The following is a 16,207-nucleotide window of genomic DNA, read 5'->3' as shown; positions in this document are numbered from 1 at the left end:
GGACGCACACCGGACGCTTCCGGCGAGGAGTGTCACATCTCGGGCGCTCGCCCCGTCCTAGCTGGCGTGAAAGAGTTGACGATGATGAGCGACGCTTTCGAGGAGCACCGCAGCCTGCTGTTCGCGGTGGCGTACCGGATGCTGGGCACGGCGGCGGACGCCGAGGACGCCGTGCAGGACGCCTGGCTGCGCTGGTCCGCCGCGGACCGCTCCGGCGTGGCCGACCCGAAGGCCTACCTCGTCCGGATCACCACCAACGTGGCGCTGGACCGGCTCCGCTCGGCGCAGGCCCGGCGCGAGACCTATGTCGGCCCGTGGCTGCCGGAGCCGATGCTGACGTCCCCGGACGTCGCCGAGGACGCCGAGTTGGCGGAGTCGGTGTCGATGGCGATGCTGGTCGTCCTGGAGACGCTGAGCCCCCTCGAACGGGCCGTCTTCGTCCTCAAGGAGGTCTTCGGTTACCCGTACGCGGAGATCGCGCGGGCGCTGGACCGGTCGGAGGCGTCCGTGCGGCAGCTCGGGACCCGCGCCCGCAAGCACGTGCAGGCCCGGCGGCCGCGCTTCGAGGCCGGCGGCGCCGACCGGCGCGCCGTGACCGAGCGGTTCTTCGACGCGGTGCTCGGCGGCGACATCAACCGGTTCATGGAGGTCCTGGCCCCGGACGTCGCGCTGTGGTCGGACGGCGGCGGCAAGGTCCGCGCCCCGCGCCGGGTCATCTTCGGTGCGGAGAAGGTGGGCCGCTTCTTCAGCGCGGTGTCCCAGCAGACCTACCAGGGCGTCGAGCCGGCGGACATGCGGTTCGAGCGGGTCGAGCTCAACGGCGAGCCCGCGGTGGTCGTGTCCGGCCCGGCCGGCCCGATCAGCGCGTTCACCGCCGACGCCGACGCCGACGGCCGGATCCAGGCGATCCACCTGGTCGCCAACCCGGACAAGCTGCGCGCCCTCGCGGAGGGCCGCCGGCTCGAGATGTGAACCGCCGGCTCGAGAGGTGAGCCGGCGGGGGATGCCCGCTAGCGGTCGACGCGCCGGCGCTTGCCGCCGACCATGCGCGGCGGCGTGCCGGCGGTCGTCGCCGGGGTCGGCACCGGCCGGACGGCCGCGTACTCCTCCGCCGCGGTCTCGACCTCCTCCACCGGGGTCAGCCGGACGATCCACGACTCGGCCGCCCACGTCTCCACCTGGCCCTCGTGGGTGCGGGCGTTCAGGCGCTCCTTGGCGAGGATCGGCGTCACGGCGTCCCACAGCTCGGTGCCGGGCTCGACGACCTCCGCGTCGGCGGTGAACGAGAGCAGCCGGCCGCCCTTGTCCTTGCTGCGCAGGATCACCGTGACCCGGTCGGCCTCCGGCAGGCCCGGCAGCGGCTGCTCGCCCTCGCCGCCGGTCAGCACGTAGGCGGAGCCGTCGTGCCACACGTGCCAGGCGGCCCGCGGCTGCGGCAGGCCCGGCAGGTCGAGCCACAGCAGCCCGGACTTCTTGGCCGCCTCCTCCACCAGCGCCCTGTTCAGACCCATGCCGGAAGGGTCTCACACCCGCTGGATAGCATCCGGGCCATGCGCTCACGCCGTACCACCCTCGCCGTCCCGGGCAGCAATCCCCGCTTCATCGAGAAGGCGCAGGGGCTGCCCGCCGACGAGATCTTCCTCGACCTGGAGGACGCCGTCGCGCCGTCCGCGAAGGAGGGCGCCCGCTCGACCGTCGTCGCCGCGCTCACCGGCGGCGACTGGTCCGGCAAGACCCGGGTGGTGCGCGTCAACGACCTCGACACCCCGTGGGCCTACCGGGACGTGATCGAGGTCGTCGAGGGCGCCGGCGCCCAGGTGGACGCGATCATGCTGCCGAAGGTGTCGGACGCGACCCACGTCCAGTGGCTCGACCGGCTGCTCACCCAGATCGAGCGGGCCACGGGCCTGCCGGTGGGCGGCATCGGCATCGAGGCGCAGATCGAGGACGCCCGCGGCCTGACGCACATCGACGCGATCGCCGCGTCCTCGCCGCGGCTGGAGACCCTCGTCCTCGGGCCGGGCGACCTCATGGCGTCCCTCAACATGAAGACGCTCGTGGTGGGGGAGCAGCCGCCCGGCTACACCGAGGGCGACGCCTACCACCACATCCTGATGCGGATCCTGATCGCCGCGCGCGCCCACGATCTGCAGGCCATCGACGGGCCCTACTTCAACGTCCGCGACGTGGACGCGTTCACGCGGGTCGCGCGGCGCTCGGCCGCGCTCGGCTTCGACGGCAAGTGGGTCCTGCACCCGTCCCAGATCGACGCCGGGAACGCGGTGTTCTCCCCGACCCAGGACGACTACGACCACGCCGAGCTGATCCTCGACGCCTACGACCACGCGCTGCGCGAGGGCCGGGGCGCCGCGCGGCTCGGCGACGAGATGATCGACGAGGCGTCCCGGAAGATGGCGCTCGTCATCGCCGCCAAGGGACGCGCCGCCGGGCTGGCCCGCACGAAGCGCTTCGACCCCGCGGGGAACTGAGGCCCCGTACGATTCGTCCCACGTACGCGAAGGTTAACGGGGAGGGGTCGAGCGTTGTCAGAACCTGGGGAGACCAACGGCTGGGCGCCCCCGGACCCAGCCACTCCCGCCCCCGAACCCGTCGCGCCCGCCGCATCGGAGCCGCCCGTCGCGGCGCCGCCTCCGCAGCAGGTGCAGCCCGCGCATCAGGCACAGCCTCCGCAGCAGGTACGGCAGCAGCCGTATGAGGCCGGGGCCGCGCCGGGCTACGCGCCGGGCATGCCTTACTGGCCCGGGGCGCCCGCGCAGCCCGACGGCTGGGGCCAGGCGTACGCGACCGGCCAGTACCCGGCCCCGCAGTACGGGGCGTACGGGCCCGGCGCGTACTACGGGCCCGCGTACGGCATGCCGCCCGCCAAGCGGTCGTGGACGGTGGCCCTCCCGCCCGGCAGGCCCTACCACCAGGCCGCCCGGAACGAGGCGCACCGGTGGTGGCGCCCGCTGGTGGGCAGCATCGCGATCCTCGTGGTGGGGATGGTCGGCATGCTCGGGCTGATGGTCGCCGGAGCGGTCGTCCAGATGGCGGTCACCGGGGAGGCCCCCGACCCCGCCGCGGCCGACACCGACTCGATCTTCGGCAACACCACCGCCGACGTCGTGTTCAACCTGGCGGCGCTCGCCCTGTTCCTGCCCGTGGTCTTCGGGGCGGCGTGGCTGGTCCAGCGGCGGCGGCCCGGCACGCTGTCGTCGGTCGCGGGACGGCTGCGGTGGCGCTGGATGCTGGTGTGCTGCGGCCTGGCGATCGGCTTCTGCGTCGTGTCCTACGGGACGTCGATCGTGGCGGCGATCGCGATGGGCGACACGTCCGGCGGCGACGAGCACTGGGTCGGCTGGAGCGAGTTCCTGCTCCCGGCGGTCCTGATCGTCCTGCTGGTGCCGTTCCAGGCGGCGGCGGAGGAGTACGTGTTCCGCGGCTGGCTGCTCCAGGCCGTCGGCGCGTGCACGCTGGAGAACGCCAGGGGCCCGGTCGGGCGGGCGTTCAGCGCGGTGTTCCGCACCCCCTGGCCCGGCATCGTGCTCGGGTCGGCGCTCTTCACGGCCGGGCACGGCTACACGAGCTGGGGCGTCCTCGACATCTTCCTGTTCGGTGCGATCGCGGCGTGGATGACGGTGCGGACGGGCGGCCTGGAGTCCGGCATCGCCCTGCACGTGTTCAACAACCTGATGGCGTTCCTCCTCCCGGCGGCCGTCGGGAAGCTCGACATGGAGCAGGGCAGCGTGCCCTGGCAGGTCGTCCTGGCGGACGTCATCCCCATGGTGCTCTACGCGGCGGTGGTGGTTCTACTGGCGCGGCGCATGCGGATGCAGAAGCGCACGGGTGAGGACGAGGTCCCGACCACGGTGGAACCAGAGCCGCTGCCGGTACCGTAGCTGCCCGTCCGGCCCTTCTAGAGGACGCCCCACTCGGCCAGCGCGTCGAGCAGCCCCGGCGTGAGCGGAAGACCGGCGAGGTCGTCCGGGCGCACCCAGGCCACGTCGTCGGCGTCGTCGCCCGCGCGGAGCGTCCCGCCCGTGACGGTGGCCGCGTAGTCGTGGATCTCGAAGACGACGCCCTCCGGCCCGGGGCGCTCGACCGTTCCGGCGAGGGCACCCACGGCGACGTCCAGGCCGGTCTCCTCCTTCAGCTCCCGTGCGACCGCGGCCGGGTCGTCCTCGCCCGGCTCGACCCGCCCGCCCGGAACGGACCACAGGCCCGCGCCGGGCGGGCGCCCGCGCCGCACCAGCAGCAGCCGCCCGTCGCCGTCGCGCACGATCCCGCCCACGCACCGTGTTCTCATGGCTCCATTTTGTCCCCCCTTTTCCCGGTGGCGACCTGCGCCGACTTGACGGGGCGGGACGAGGCCGCGCAGTGTGGATATCCATGAGGGCGGAGCCCATGTGCCCGCGCTGCGCGGGTCCGCTGAGCGCGCCGGGCCTCTGGTCGAGCGACTGGAGCTGCGGCGTGCACGGCGCCGTGCTGCCGCGGCAGCCGTCCCGGCGCCCGGGCCCGGAGGGGCTGGCCGCCGTGCTGCGCGACGCGCGGGTCCCGGTCTGGACGCCCTGGCCCCTTCCGCCGGCCTGGCTCGTCACGGGATTCGCCACGGTCGGCGACGACCGCTCCGGCGCGCGGGCGACGGCCGTCGCCGTGTCCGGGCCGGGGCTGCTGCGCGGCCCCGCCGACATGCTGCTGATCGCCGAGGAGCCCGGCATCGGGCTCGGCGCCCACTACGCGGGCCTGGAGGGCTCCGACCCGGGCGAGGCGTTCAACGGGGGCCCGCCGCACGTGAAGCTCGACGTCAGCGGTCCCGCCGCGACGTGCGGCCGGTCGGTCCCCATGTGGGCGGTCGGCGACCGGCCCGACCGGGCCGTCTACGTCGGAGAGGCGATGGGGAACTGGCTGTGGGCGGTGCTGTGGCCCGCCGACGCGGGCGTCCTGATGCTGGAGAGCCAGAACCTCCTCGACCTGCGCGAACCGGGCATGGAGATCGACCTGCCCTACGGCGCCTACAGCCCCCGGCTCGACGAGTGAGAGGGGCGGGCCGCTGATGCGGATCGACCTGCACTGCCACAGCGATGTCTCCGACGGCACCCGGCCGCCCGCCGAGGTCGTCCGGCGGGCGCGGGCGCGGGGACTGGACGTCGTCGCGCTGACCGACCACGACACCGTCGCCGGATGGGACGAGGCGGCCGCCGCCGCGCCGGACGGCCTGACGGTCGTCCCCGGCATCGAGCTGTCCTGCCAGGAGGGCGGCCGCAGCCTGCACCTGCTCGGCTACCTGTTCGACCCGGAGCACCCGGCGCTCGCCGCTGAGCTGGCCCGGATCTGCGACGACCGGGTGATCAGGGCGCGGACCATGGTCGACCGGCTCCGCGGCCTCGGCGTGGACGTCACCTGGGGCATGGTCCGGGCGCTCGCGCGCGGCGAGGCGGTCGGGCGCCCGCACATCGCGCGCGCCATGGTCGAGGCCGGCGCGATCAAGACGACCGACGAGGCGTTCACGACGCGGTGGATCGCGCAGGGCGGCCGGGCCTACGCCGAGCGCTACGCGATGGACCCGGAGCGGGCGGTCGGGCTCGTCCGCGCCGCCGGGGGAGTGTGCGTGCTGGCGCATCCGCGCGCCCGCCGCCGCGGCTACGTGTTCGACGACGAGGTGATCGAGCGGCTCGCCGCCGCGGGGCTCGCCGGCGTCGAGACCGACCACCCCGACCACGTCCCGGAGGACCGCGCCCGGTTGCGCGCGCTGGCCGCCGCGCTGGACCTCGCCGCGACCGGGTCCAGCGACGACCACGGCGCGCTGACCGGCGACCGGCTCGGCGCGGAGACGACCGCCCCGGAGGCGTTCGAGCGGCTCGCCGCGGCCGCGTCCGGCGGTGATCTCCGTGTGCCGGAACGGGGCGGCGAAGCGCGGTAGGGTGCGTTGCGTGGACGCGCGCATCGAACAGGTGGTGACGTCGGGGAAGCTCACCCTGGACGACACCGAGTACGACGTCGATAACAACACCTACATCGTCGGCGACGACGACGAGGTCATCGTGATCGACCCGGCGAACGACGCCGAGGCCATCCTCAAGGAGGTCGGCGACCGCGAGGTCATGGCCGTCATCCTGACCGACGGCAACGAGCACCGCCTCAGCGTGGTGCTCGAGGTCGCCGCCGCCGGGGAGGAGGACGAGGACGACTGGGCCCCGATCGCGATGCACCGCGCCGACCGGCTGCTGTGGCGCGATTACTTCGGCCGCCTCGCCAAAGCGGAGGAGGACGAGGACGACGCCAAGGCGCTCCGCTCCCTCGAACCCGACATCTGGCTGGAGGACGGCGGCGTCTTCGAGATCGGCGAGGCGCAGCTGGAGATCGTGCACACCCCGGGCCACACGCCCGGCAGCGTCTGCGTGATCAGCGAGCAGCTCGGCGTGCTGTTCTCCGGCGACACCCTGCACCGCGGCCGGCCCGGCTCGATCGGCGGCGCCTACGAGGACCTGCGCAAGCAGCTCAACTCGATCGGCGCGCTGCTGACCCCGCTGCCGAAGGAGCTGAAGGTGCTGCCCGCGCAGGGCGAGGAGACCACCGTCGGCGACGAGGACGCCCGCTGGGAGACCTGGGGCTCGCTCGCCAACGAGTCCGACGACTGAGCGGCCGGGCATGGAGCAGCTGGGCTTCGACGGGATGCCCCAGCGGCTGTACACGTGCACGCCGTCGCGGTTGAACACCTGGCTGGACTGCCCACGCCGGTACCGGATGACCTACCTGGACCGTCCGATGCCGCCGAAGGGCCCGCCGTGGGCGCACAACAGCGTCGGCGCGAGCGTGCACAACGCGCTGGCCGGCTGGTGGCGGCTCCCCGTTGAGGAGCGCACGCCCGAGGCCGCCGGGGCGCTGCTCGCCCGGGGCTGGCTGACGGACGGCTTCCGCGACGAGGCGCAGTCGGCGCAGTGGCGCGAGCGGGCCCGCGACATGACCGAGCGCTACGTCGCGGGGCTCGACCCGTCGGACGAGCCGGTCGGGGTGGAGCGCACGGTCGCCACCCGCACCGACCGCATCGCCGTCTCGGGCCGCATCGACCGTCTCGACGCGCGCGGCCCCGAGCTGGTCATCGTCGACTACAAGACGGGCCGGCACGTGCTCACCGCCGACGACGCGCGCGGCTCCCTCGCCCTGGCGATCTACGCGGTGGCGGCGTCCCGCGTCCTGCGCCGCCCGTGCCGCCGCGTCGAGCTGCACCATCTGCCGTCCGGCGAGGTCGCGGTGTGGGAGCACACCGACGAGTCGCTGGCCCGGCACATCCGCCGCGCGGAGCAGATCGCCGCCGAGGCCGCCGCGGCCGACGAGGCGTACCGCAACCGCGTCCCGAAGCCCCGCCCGGGCGACCACGCGCCCTACGACGAGCTGTTCCCGCCGCGTCCGGGCAACCTGTGCTCGTGGTGCGACTTCGCCCGGCACTGCCCGGAGGGCCGGGAGGCCGCCCCGCGCAAGGAGCCGTGGGCGGCGCTCCCGGTCGACGTCGCCTAGGCCGAGGCGAGTTCCCGGTTTGGCCACCGGCGCGGGTCGCGGAGCCCGAACAGGCCCTTGCTGACGTCGTAGCCCTCGGCCGCGAGCCGCTGCCGGGCCCGTTCGAGCATGTCGCGGGTGTCCTTGGCGAACGCGTAGTCGTGCACCTTCTCCGGCACGGAGTTCATCGCGAGCCGGAACGACCTGAGCGCGGCCGTCACCGCGGGCTGCGGCACCTCGGGCAGCGCCCCGTACATCCGGCGTGCCCAGTCCGGCAGCGAGTAGTAGCAGAGCGCGCCGAACGGGAAGTAGCCGGGCTTGCCCGGCGCGAGGAACTTCAGGTTCTCCGGCATCGTCGGCCACATCAGGAACCGGACGGTCTCCGCCGCCTCCTCGGTGACCCGCAACCGCGGCCGCATCTCGGCGAAGAACGCCTCCATCTCGGCGACGCTGCCGGGAACGTCCTCGGCGTGCAGCCCGACCAGCGTCGCCGACGCGCGCTGCTCGTCGAGGTACCGGTCGGCCATGGCGCCGGTCAGCGGCAGCCCGGCCCGCCGCGCCACCTCCAGGTAGGAGTAGACCTCGGCGCAGTGCACCCACAGCAGGAGCTCGGGCTGGTCGAGCCGCTCCTTCTTGCCGGTGTCGTGGTTCAGGATGCGCAGGCTCCGGTGGATCTCCCGCACCCGGTACGCGGCCTTCTCGACCTCCTCCGGGCTGCCGAACGTGCCGAGCCCCACGAAGTCGGACGTCCGCTGGAGCCGCCCGAACGGGTCCTCACGGAAGGTGGAGTTCTGCCAGACGCCCCACATCGCCATGGGGTGCAGCGCCTGGAGCATGAGGCTGCGCACCCCGCCGACCCACATGGACCGGTCGAGGTGGACGCGCCAGGTGACGCTCTCGGGTGGCTGGACGGTCGCGGGCATGCACACACCTCCATGAGACAAACTCATGTAAGTGTGTCATTACCTCCCGGGCCCCGCGACACCGCCCCCCGCGCGGGCCGGGCCCGGCGGTGGGTCAGTGGACGCTCACCTCCTCGTTCTTGAGGTGGGTGCGGATCTCGTCCCGCAGTTCGGGCGTGTCGGTGTGCCCGTGCACCGAGACCGCGTGCTCGGTGGCGGCGCGGACGACCTCGTCCTCCTCGCCGCTGATGGTGAGCGTGCAGCCGGACTCGCTCGGCATCTCCCGGCAGTCGGCGACCTTGCGCATGGTTCCTCCCCGTCGGCCGGCGCAGCGGGAGAGCCCGGAGCGCCGGCGGGCCGTGGTCCCGCCGCACCGCCATGCTCGGACACTTCCAGCCTGGCACACGCCCAGGTCAGAGTGAAGATTTGCGGCTAGATCGCACCGTGCAGGCCGACATGGGCGCCGACGTCGTCGCCGTGGGCCGCGTCGAGGACGGCGTCGAGCTCGGCGTCGTGTCCCGCTGGGGCCGGCTGGACGTCCTGGTCAACAACGCCGGCGCCACCAGGATGATGCCGCTCGCGGAGACGACCGCCGAGGGCATCGCGGGCCTGTTCGACCTCAACGTCACGGCCCCGAGCCTGCTCGCCCGCGCGGCCCTGCCGCACCTGCGCGACACCAAGGGCGCGATCGTCAACGTGTCCAGCACCTACGGGCACCGCCCGCTGCCCGGCGCCGCCCACTACGCCGCGTCCAAGGCGGCGCTGGAGCAGCTCACCCGCAGCTGGGCCCTCGAACTGGCCGACGCCGGGAGGCGGCCCGCATCCCGCTGGCCCGCCGCGGCGACCCCGCCGAGGTGGCCGCCTGGATCGTCCGGCTGGCCGACCCGTCCAGCACCTGGCTGACGGGCCAGACTCTGGCCGTGGACGGCGGCCTCAACCTCACCTGATGATGGGGGCATGCGATCTTGGTGGGGCTGGGGACAGGTGGAGGACGCGGTCACGGGCGCGGAACGCGCGGAGCTGATCGCCCGGGTGGCGGCGCTGCTGCCCGGTGCCGACCTGACCGACCACGCGCCTCCGGCGGTCGGTGACCTCGAGGTGCGGCCCCCTCGGATCACCGCGCCGTCGTCCCTGGCCGATCTGTGTTCGGACGACCCGGCCGACCGGCTCGGCCACGCTCGGGGCAAGGCGTTCCGGGACGTGGTCCGCAACCTGCTGGGCGACCTGGGCGAGGTCCCTGATCTGGTGGTCAGGCCCGGTGCCGAACGCGACGTGGTCGACGTCCTCGACTGGTGCGCGGGCGCCGGGATCGCCGTCATCCCCTACGGCGGGGGCAGTTCCGTCGTCGGGGGCGTCGAGCCCCGTGGCCTGGGGCCCTCGATCAGCCTGGATCTGGGCCGGCTCGCTGATGTCGTGGAGATCGACACCAGCGCCAGGGCGGCCCGCATCCAGGCTGGTGTGTACGGGCCGTCCCTTGAAGACCGCCTGCGGCCGCACGGCCTGACCTTGCGGCACTTCCCCCAGTCGTTCGAGTTCTCCACGCTCGGCGGCTGGCTGGCCACCCGCTCGGGCGGCCACTACGCCACCGTCCTCACGCACATCGACGAGATGGTGGAGTCCCTGCGGGTGGTGACACCGGCGGGGGTGAGCGAGTCGCTGCGCCTGCCCGGCTCTGGCGCGGGCCCGTCCCCGGACCGGCTCTTCCTCGGTTCGGAGGGAACCCTCGGCATCATCACCGAGGCATGGATGCGGCTCCAGGAGCGACCCCGCTGGCGTGCCGGAGCGTCCGTGCTCTTCGGCGGCTACGACGACGCCGTGGCCGCGACGCGGGCCCTGGCGCAGTCCGGGCTGAACCCGGCGAACTGCCGACTCCTCGACCCCATGGAGGCGCTGCTGAACGCCGGCACGGACTCGCCGGGCGGGGTCCTCGTCCTGGGCTTCGAGTCGGCCGACCACCCGGTGGACGCGCTCCTGGAACGGGCCCTGGAACTCTGCCGCGACCACGGCGGACGTCCGCAGCCCCGCGCGAAGCGCGACGCGTCCGACACCTGGCGCTCCGCGTTCCTGCGCATGCCCTACCAGCGCGACGCCCTCGCGGCCCACGGCATGATCGTCGAGACGTTCGAGACGGCGTGCACCTGGGGCGCCTTCCCCGCCCTGCGCGAGGCCGTCCTGGCGGCGGCCCGGCAGGCGATGGACGAGGCCGGCGCCGAGGGCGTCGTGACGTGCCGCTTCACCCACGTCTACCCGGACGGCCCCGCGCCCTACTTCGGCGTCTACGCGTCCGGGCGCTGGGGCTCGACCGTGGCCCAGTGGGACGTGATCAAGGCGGCGGTGTCGGACGCCCTAGCCGCCCACGGCGCCACGATCACCCACCATCACGCCGTCGGCCGCGACCACCGCCCCTGGTACGACCGCCAGCGCCCGGACCCGTTCGCGGCGGCCCTCCGCGCCGCCAAGGGCGCGCTGGACCCGTCCGCGATCCTCAACCCGGGCGTCCTGCTCGACCCGCCCTGAAACCGGCGCTCCGGGCGGCGCAGGCGTCCACGGCGAACGCTATCCATACGTCGGGCGGCAGGTCGGGGCGTGACGGCACCGGCCTGCGCTCTTCCGTCCATGCGCCCGGTGCGATCGTCTCGGCCGCGCGCCGCCAGAACCGCACGGCGGTGGTGTTGCCGTCCTGGAAGGCGACCTCCCACGGGCCGGGATGACGCCCCACGACCTGCTGGAACGCGCGCAACCCGATCCCGGTGCGGCGCGCTCCCCGCACGACGAAGAACGAGGTCAGCACGCGCCGCTGCTCCGCGAGGCCCCGCACCACGGCGAATCCCACCGGCCGGTCACCCTGGGTGAACAGGTAGGCAGTCGAATCGGCGCCGGAGAACGCGGCCTGGAGCCGCTCGCTCCGGAACGTCGCGTCGGGGAACGGCAGCCCGCCCCAGAACTCCGACATGTCGTGCTGGAACATCAGCCACAGCCGCTCCACCACCGCGCGGTCGCCTTCACCGGCGAGACGGACGGACAACTCGACCACGAGATCCCTCGATTCCGGCCCAGAAACGACGAAAAGCCTGCCGGCCGGTATGAAACCGTCCGTGCAGGCTTTCCTGAGAACCCGGGAATTCTACACCTGCGGTGCAGGCGGGCCCCGCCGCTACTTGAGCGTGTGCTCTGTCTCCGTCCAGAAGGTGCGGAGGGCGGCGGCCGTGGTCTCCGGGGCGTCCCAGGCGGGGGAGTGGGCGGCGCCGGGGATGACGACCTTGGCGGCGTTCAGGTGCTCCGCCATCGCGGCCTGGACGGGCGGCTCCCAGACGTCGTCGTCCTCGCCGTAGAGGACGAGGGTGCGCAGCCCGGAGTCGGCGCAGTGCTTGGTGAGCTCCTCGACGCGGTCGGGGGCGGTGAGCAGCTCGTCGGCCATGCGGGCGAGGCCCCTCGCGGAGTTGCCGACGGTGCGGGCCTTCAGGAACGCCAGGATCTCGTCCTGGACGCCGCGCCCCAGGTAGTTCGGTTCGAGGGCGAGCTCCCAGATCTGCGCGAGGCCGAGTTCGGGGAGGGCGTCGCGGAGCGCGCGGGCCTTGGCGGCGGCCTGGCCGGTCGCGGCCGCCGGGCCCGAGCTCATCAGCGTCAGCGACGCCGGCAGCGCCCCGGACAGGACGGTCTCCCGGCAGACGAGGCCGCCGAACGAGTGCCCCACGAGGTGGACGGGCTCGGGGCCCAGCACGTCCAGCAGGGACGCGATGTCCGCGCCGAGGGCGGCGCGGGTGTAGGCGGCGTCGTCGTCCGGGCCGATCGACTCGTACTGGCCGCGCATGTCGATCGCGAGGACGCGGCGGCCGGACGCGGCGAGGGTCTGCAGGACGCCGAGGAAGTCCTCCTTGCTGCCCGTCAGCCCGGGGACGAGCAGCGCGGGCCAGCGTTCGGGCACGCCCGAGCCGGGGAGGGCCTCCAGCGCGGCGAACGCGCCGCGGGAGGTCTCGACGGTCGTCCGGCTCACGCCGGGGGGCAGGTTCAGGAACCGGGGCGTACTCACAGGGCACCAGCCTAGTCAATGGGTCTCGACGGACATCGGTGAAAAAGTTTCGGTGGTACCGTCGCCAGCGTGCCTTCCAAGCCGGCCATCTCCGCGCACCGCCGTGACGAGGCGGGGCTGACGGGGCTCGCCGCGGCGGCCGCGTCCGGCGCCGAGTACGTGGAGATCGACATCAGGCGGACGGGCGACGGGCGCCTCGTCGTCCACCACGATCCCGAGATCGGCGGGCTGCGGCTGAACCGGCTGAGCTACGCCCGCATCCAGGACCTCGCGTCCCGGCCGGTGCCGCTGGTCGGCGAGGCCATGGAGATCATCGCGGGCAGCGCCCAGGGGCATCTCGACCTCAAGGAGCGCGGCTGCGAGCACGAGACCGTCGCGCTCGCGGTGGAGGCGTTCGGGCGGGACGGGTTCGTCGTCACCACCCGCGAGATCACCTCGCTGCTGGAGATCAAGAAGAGCTTCCCGGGCGTGCGGACGGCCCTGTCGGTGGGACGCAACCTGTGGGAGCGCGGCGCCGCCCACGACTTCGCGCCGCTGCGGCTGATCCGCCGGGCGGGCGCCGACATGGTCGCGCTGAACCACCGGCTGGCCCGCGTCGGCGTGCTGCGGCAGTGCGGCCGCGCCGGCATCCCCGCCATGATCTGGACGGTCAACGCCGAACCGGTGATGCGGCGCTTCCTCGGCGACCCGCGCGTGGCCGTCCTGATCACCGATCATCCCGGCACCGCGCTGAAGCTCCGCGACGGCCGCGACGACCGCGACGGCCGCGGCGGCCGGAGCGGCCCCGGCCGGCGCGCCCGCGGCTAGCGGGCCCGGACACAGCACAACCGCGAGACCGGGCGGGGGTCTCGCGGTCGTCCCAGGTGATCAGGCCGTCTGCGACGCCTCGGCCTGCGAGGCCGCCGGCTGGCCGGCGCGGGTGCGGCGGCGGGTGCGGCTGCGCTTGCGCTCGGTCGCGACCGCGTCGACGACGTTGCCGTCCGCCGCGGAGCCGGCGGCGGTCTCGGCCTCCGCCGCGGTGACCGTCCCGGTCGCCGTCGCGGTGGCCTCGACGGGCTTGCCGGCGCGGGTGCGGGTCCGGTTGCGCTTGCGGCGGCGCGGCCGCTCCCGCTCCCGCTCCCGGTCGCGGTCCCGGTCCCGGTCGCCGCGGGTGTGGCTGCGGACCTTGCCGGTCTCGCCGATGTCCTCCAGCTCCTCGGCGTCCAGCCCGGCGCGCCCGTGCCGCTGCTCCTTCGGCAGCGTCCCCTTGGTGCCGGCGGGGATGCCGAGCGTCTCGAAGAAGTGCGGGGACGTCGAGTAGGTCTCCTGCGGCTCGGCGAACGGCAGGTCGAGCTGACCGTTGATCAGCTTCCACCGGGTGAGGTCGGACCAGTCGATCAGCGTGACCGCGACGCCCTCCTTGCCCGCGCGGCCGGTCCGGCCGATGCGGTGCACGTAGGTGTCGGCGCTGTCGGGGCACTCGTAGTTGACGACGTGGGTGACGTCGTCGACGTCGAGCCCGCGGGCCGCCACGTCGGTGGCCACCAGCACGCCGATCTTGCCGTTGCGGAACGCGCGCAGCGCCCGCTCGCGCTGGCTCTGCCCGAGGTCGCCGTGCACGGCGGCGGCGTCGAAGCCGCGCTGCGCGAGGTCGGCGGCCACCCGGTCGCAGGCCCGCTTGGTCTGGCAGAAGATCATCGTCAGCCCGCGGCCCTCGGCCTGCAGCAGCCGCGCCAGCATCTCCGGCTTGTCCATCTGGTGGGCCTGGAAGACGTGCTGGACGACCTGCGGCGTCGCGTCGGACTCGGTGTGCGACTCGGCCCGCACGTTGGTGGGCCGGGTCAGGTACTGCCGCGACAGCGCGACGATCTCGCCCGGCATGGTCGCCGAGAACATCATCGTCTGGCGCTGCGCCGGGATCCGCTTGATGATCCGCTCGATGTCGGGCAGGAACCCGAGGTCGAGCATGCGGTCGGCCTCGTCCAGCACCAGCACGCCGACCTTGGACAGGTCGAGGTGCTTCTGCTTGACCAGGTCGAGGAGCCGGCCCGGGGTGCCGACGACCACGTCGACGCCCTCGCGGAGCGCGTTGATCTGCGGCTCGTACGCGCGCCCGCCGTAGACCGACAGGACGCGGGTGCCGAGCTTGCCGCCGGCGACCAGGAGGTCGTCGGTGACCTGGAGGGCCAGCTCGCGGGTCGGGGCGACGACGAGCGCGCGCGGCTCTTTGCCGCCGTGCTCGATGCGCTGCAGCAGCGCCGCGCCGAACGCGAGGGTCTTGCCGGTGCCCGTGCGGGCCTGGCCGATGATGTCGTGCCCGCCCAGCGCGATCGGCAGGGCGAGTTCCTGGATGGGGAACGCTTCCACGATGCCCTCTGCTTCAAGGGCGTCTGCTATCTCGGGGACGACCCCGAGTTCACGAAAGGTAGTCAGGGCTTTCAGCCTCCAATGTGCGGGGTCTCCGCTCCCGGGTGCGGCGCGGCTCGCCGGCGCGACTCCGTCCTCGCGGACGCGTCCGTCGTTCCTGTGGCCGCGCGCTCGCGCGGGAGGGACCAGCCGTTGCTCAAAATCTCTCGGCGACCGCAGTCAGGGGTTGAAAGCAGTCACTCGCTGTGGCTGCGTGCGGTCACACTCCGCGACGCAGTGTACCGACCGGCGGTTGCATACACCAATAGCCGATCACCCGTCCCAACGTTTCCGCGTTCGCGTCTATTCCATGCCCCGTCCGCCAGGCATTATCCGGCGGGGGCGCAAGCGCCGCGCGGGCCCCGGCCGCGGCCCGCGCGGGCGGCCACATCCGGACAGTCCGCGCCCGGCGGCTCCGCAGCCGGCCCGGCGATCGCGCAGAGTTAGATCATGACCGGCCCGCCCCCCGCCGAAACGCCGTGGCGCGTCGACGGCTTCACCGAGGTCCGCGAGCTGGGGGCGGGCGCGCAGGGCCGGGTGGTGCTGGCCCGGCACGCCCGCACCGGCGCCCCGGTCGCGATCAAGTACCTGTCCCGGCGGGACGGGGACGAGCGCGCGGTCGCGTCGCTGCGCGCCGAGGCGGTCATGCTCGGCCGGGTGGACGATCCGCACGTCGTCCGGCTCTACCGGTTCGTCAGCGCCGACCGGGGCGTCGCGCTCGTGATGGAGGCGGTGAACGGGGTCTCGCTCAAGCGGATCCTGGCCGAGCACGGCGCGCTGGAGCCGGAGGCGGCGCTCGCCGTGCTGAAGGGCTCCCTGCGGGGGCTCGCCGCCGCGCACGCCGCCGGGGTGGTGCACCGCGACTACAAGCCCGCGAACGTCGTCGTCCGGGCGGACGGGCTGAGCAAGCTGATCGACTTCGGCGTGGCCGTGCTCGCCGGGGACGGCGGCGGGTCGGGCACGCCCGCCTACATGGCCCCGGAGCAGTGGGAGAAGGGGCCCGCGTCCCCGGCCACCGACGTGTACGCCGCGACCTGCGTGTTCTACGAGTGCGTGACCGGGCGGCGGCCCTACGGCGGCGACCTGGCGGCGCTCGCGGGCGCCCACCTGCGCGCGCCCGTCCCGCTGGAGGGGGCGCCGGCGGCGCTGCGCGACCTGATCGCGCGGGGGATGGCCAAGTCCGCCGGCGACCGCCCGTCCGGCGCCGCCGACTTCGTCGCCGAGCTGGACGCGGTCGCGTCCTCGGTCTACGGGGCCGACTGGGAGGGGCGCGGCGTGCGGGCGATGGCGGGCGCGGCGGTCGCGCTCGCCGCCGTCTTCCCGCTGGTGGCGGCCGGGCTGGCCCCCGCCGGAGGAGCCGCCGCCGCCCGAGGTTCCCGAGCCGCCCGCCGAACCG

Annotated in this window: 17 protein-coding genes and 1 pseudogene; 11 read left to right on the top strand and 7 right to left on the bottom strand. The window is 74.0% G+C overall.

Annotated elements, in window-relative coordinates; genetic code table 11:
* Positions 1-81 precede the first annotated feature (81 nt).
* The gene (locus tag AB0K34_RS34645; protein ID WP_138640653.1) at positions 82-972 is read left to right on the top strand and encodes an RNA polymerase sigma-70 factor; all 891 of its coding nucleotides are present in this window, start codon (positions 82-84) and stop codon (positions 970-972) included.
* Positions 973-1,010: 38 nt separating this feature from the next.
* Here the strand turns inward: AB0K34_RS34645 and AB0K34_RS34640 are convergent, their stop codons facing one another.
* The gene (locus AB0K34_RS34640; RefSeq protein ID WP_301177406.1) at positions 1,011-1,511 is read right to left on the bottom strand and encodes a hypothetical protein; all 501 of its coding nucleotides are present in this window, start codon (positions 1,509-1,511) and stop codon (positions 1,011-1,013) included.
* A 39-nt stretch (positions 1,512-1,550) separates the two neighbouring features.
* Between AB0K34_RS34640 and AB0K34_RS34635 the strand changes: the two genes are divergently transcribed.
* Positions 1,551-2,489 (top strand): CoA ester lyase, encoded by a 939-nt coding sequence (locus AB0K34_RS34635; RefSeq protein WP_364553129.1) that lies wholly within the window; start codon positions 1,551-1,553, stop codon positions 2,487-2,489.
* 258 nt (positions 2,490-2,747) lie between these two features.
* Positions 2,748-3,899: a CPBP family intramembrane glutamic endopeptidase gene (locus AB0K34_RS34630; RefSeq protein ID WP_364553128.1), complete on the top strand. Its 1,152-nt coding sequence runs from the start codon at positions 2,748-2,750 to the stop codon at positions 3,897-3,899.
* Positions 3,900-3,916: 17 nt separating this feature from the next.
* Here AB0K34_RS34630 and AB0K34_RS34625 read toward each other — a convergent pair whose 3' ends face one another.
* Positions 3,917-4,306 carry an NUDIX domain-containing protein gene (locus AB0K34_RS34625; RefSeq protein ID WP_138639764.1) on the bottom strand — a complete coding sequence of 130 codons (390 nt, stop codon included), beginning with the start codon at positions 4,304-4,306 and terminating at the stop codon, positions 3,917-3,919.
* A gap of 83 nt (positions 4,307-4,389) precedes the next feature.
* Here AB0K34_RS34625 and AB0K34_RS34620 point away from each other — a divergent pair, with 83 nt between their 5' ends.
* The 4 genes from AB0K34_RS34620 to AB0K34_RS34605 are packed head-to-tail and all read left to right on the top strand — an operon-like array spanning position 4,390 to position 7,515.
* Positions 4,390-5,037 carry a DUF6758 family protein gene (locus AB0K34_RS34620; RefSeq protein ID WP_138639765.1) on the top strand — a complete coding sequence of 216 codons (648 nt, stop codon included), beginning with the start codon at positions 4,390-4,392 and terminating at the stop codon, positions 5,035-5,037.
* Positions 5,038-5,053: 16 nt separating this feature from the next.
* Positions 5,054-5,920, top strand: coding sequence for a PHP domain-containing protein (locus AB0K34_RS34615; RefSeq protein WP_364553127.1), 867 nt, complete (start codon positions 5,054-5,056; stop codon positions 5,918-5,920).
* A 10-nt stretch (positions 5,921-5,930) separates the two neighbouring features.
* Positions 5,931-6,638 carry an MBL fold metallo-hydrolase gene (locus AB0K34_RS34610; RefSeq protein ID WP_138639767.1) on the top strand — a complete coding sequence of 236 codons (708 nt, stop codon included), beginning with the start codon at positions 5,931-5,933 and terminating at the stop codon, positions 6,636-6,638.
* A gap of 10 nt (positions 6,639-6,648) precedes the next feature.
* Complete coding sequence (locus tag AB0K34_RS34605) at positions 6,649-7,515, top strand: PD-(D/E)XK nuclease family protein (protein ID WP_364553125.1); 867 nt, start codon at positions 6,649-6,651, stop codon at positions 7,513-7,515.
* Here the strand turns inward: AB0K34_RS34605 and AB0K34_RS34600 are convergent.
* On the bottom strand, positions 7,512-8,417 hold the full coding sequence (locus AB0K34_RS34600; protein ID WP_138639769.1) for an oxygenase MpaB family protein: 906 nt from the start codon (positions 8,415-8,417) through the stop codon (positions 7,512-7,514). The two genes, AB0K34_RS34605 and AB0K34_RS34600, sit on opposite strands and share 4 nt — an antisense overlap.
* Before the next feature lie 94 nt (positions 8,418-8,511).
* On the bottom strand, positions 8,512-8,703 hold the full coding sequence (locus AB0K34_RS34595; protein ID WP_138639770.1) for a DUF1059 domain-containing protein: 192 nt from the start codon (positions 8,701-8,703) through the stop codon (positions 8,512-8,514).
* 71 nt (positions 8,704-8,774) lie between these two features.
* Between AB0K34_RS34595 and AB0K34_RS34590 the strand changes: the two are divergent.
* Together AB0K34_RS34590 and AB0K34_RS34585 are read left to right on the top strand one after the other, a co-directional pair.
* Positions 8,775-9,343 (top strand): annotated as a pseudogene (locus AB0K34_RS34590) (SDR family oxidoreductase).
* A 10-nt stretch (positions 9,344-9,353) separates the two neighbouring features.
* Positions 9,354-10,913: an FAD-binding oxidoreductase gene (locus AB0K34_RS34585; protein ID WP_364553123.1), complete on the top strand. Its 1,560-nt coding sequence runs from the start codon at positions 9,354-9,356 to the stop codon at positions 10,911-10,913.
* Here the strand turns inward: AB0K34_RS34585 and AB0K34_RS34580 are convergent.
* Positions 10,882-11,430: a GNAT family N-acetyltransferase gene (locus tag AB0K34_RS34580; protein WP_364553122.1), complete on the bottom strand. Its 549-nt coding sequence runs from the start codon at positions 11,428-11,430 to the stop codon at positions 10,882-10,884. The genes AB0K34_RS34585 and AB0K34_RS34580 overlap by 32 nt on opposite strands.
* Positions 11,431-11,550: 120 nt before the next feature.
* The gene (locus tag AB0K34_RS34575; protein ID WP_301177400.1) at positions 11,551-12,426 is read right to left on the bottom strand and encodes an alpha/beta hydrolase; all 876 of its coding nucleotides are present in this window, start codon (positions 12,424-12,426) and stop codon (positions 11,551-11,553) included.
* 69 nt (positions 12,427-12,495) lie between these two features.
* Between AB0K34_RS34575 and AB0K34_RS34570 the strand changes: the two genes are divergently transcribed.
* The gene (locus AB0K34_RS34570; protein ID WP_364553121.1) at positions 12,496-13,233 is read left to right on the top strand and encodes a glycerophosphodiester phosphodiesterase family protein; all 738 of its coding nucleotides are present in this window, start codon (positions 12,496-12,498) and stop codon (positions 13,231-13,233) included.
* A gap of 60 nt (positions 13,234-13,293) precedes the next feature.
* Here the strand turns inward: AB0K34_RS34570 and AB0K34_RS34565 are convergent, their stop codons facing one another.
* A complete protein-coding gene (locus AB0K34_RS34565; RefSeq protein WP_240808318.1) occupies positions 13,294-14,772 on the bottom strand; it encodes a DEAD/DEAH box helicase in 1,479 nt (492 codons plus the stop codon).
* A 489-nt stretch (positions 14,773-15,261) separates the two neighbouring features.
* Here AB0K34_RS34565 and AB0K34_RS34560 point away from each other — a divergent pair.
* A partial coding sequence (locus AB0K34_RS34560; protein WP_364553120.1) for a serine/threonine-protein kinase occupies positions 15,262-16,207 on the top strand: 946 nt, incomplete at its 3' end.

Origin of the sequence: Actinomadura sp. NPDC049382, from assembly GCF_040677125.1 — a bacterium.
In the GTDB taxonomy this organism is placed as follows: domain Bacteria; phylum Actinomycetota; class Actinomycetes; order Streptosporangiales; family Streptosporangiaceae; genus Spirillospora; species Spirillospora geliboluensis.
Note: the sequence above shows the minus strand (reverse complement) of the source record. Positions and strands in the feature narration are given on the sequence as shown.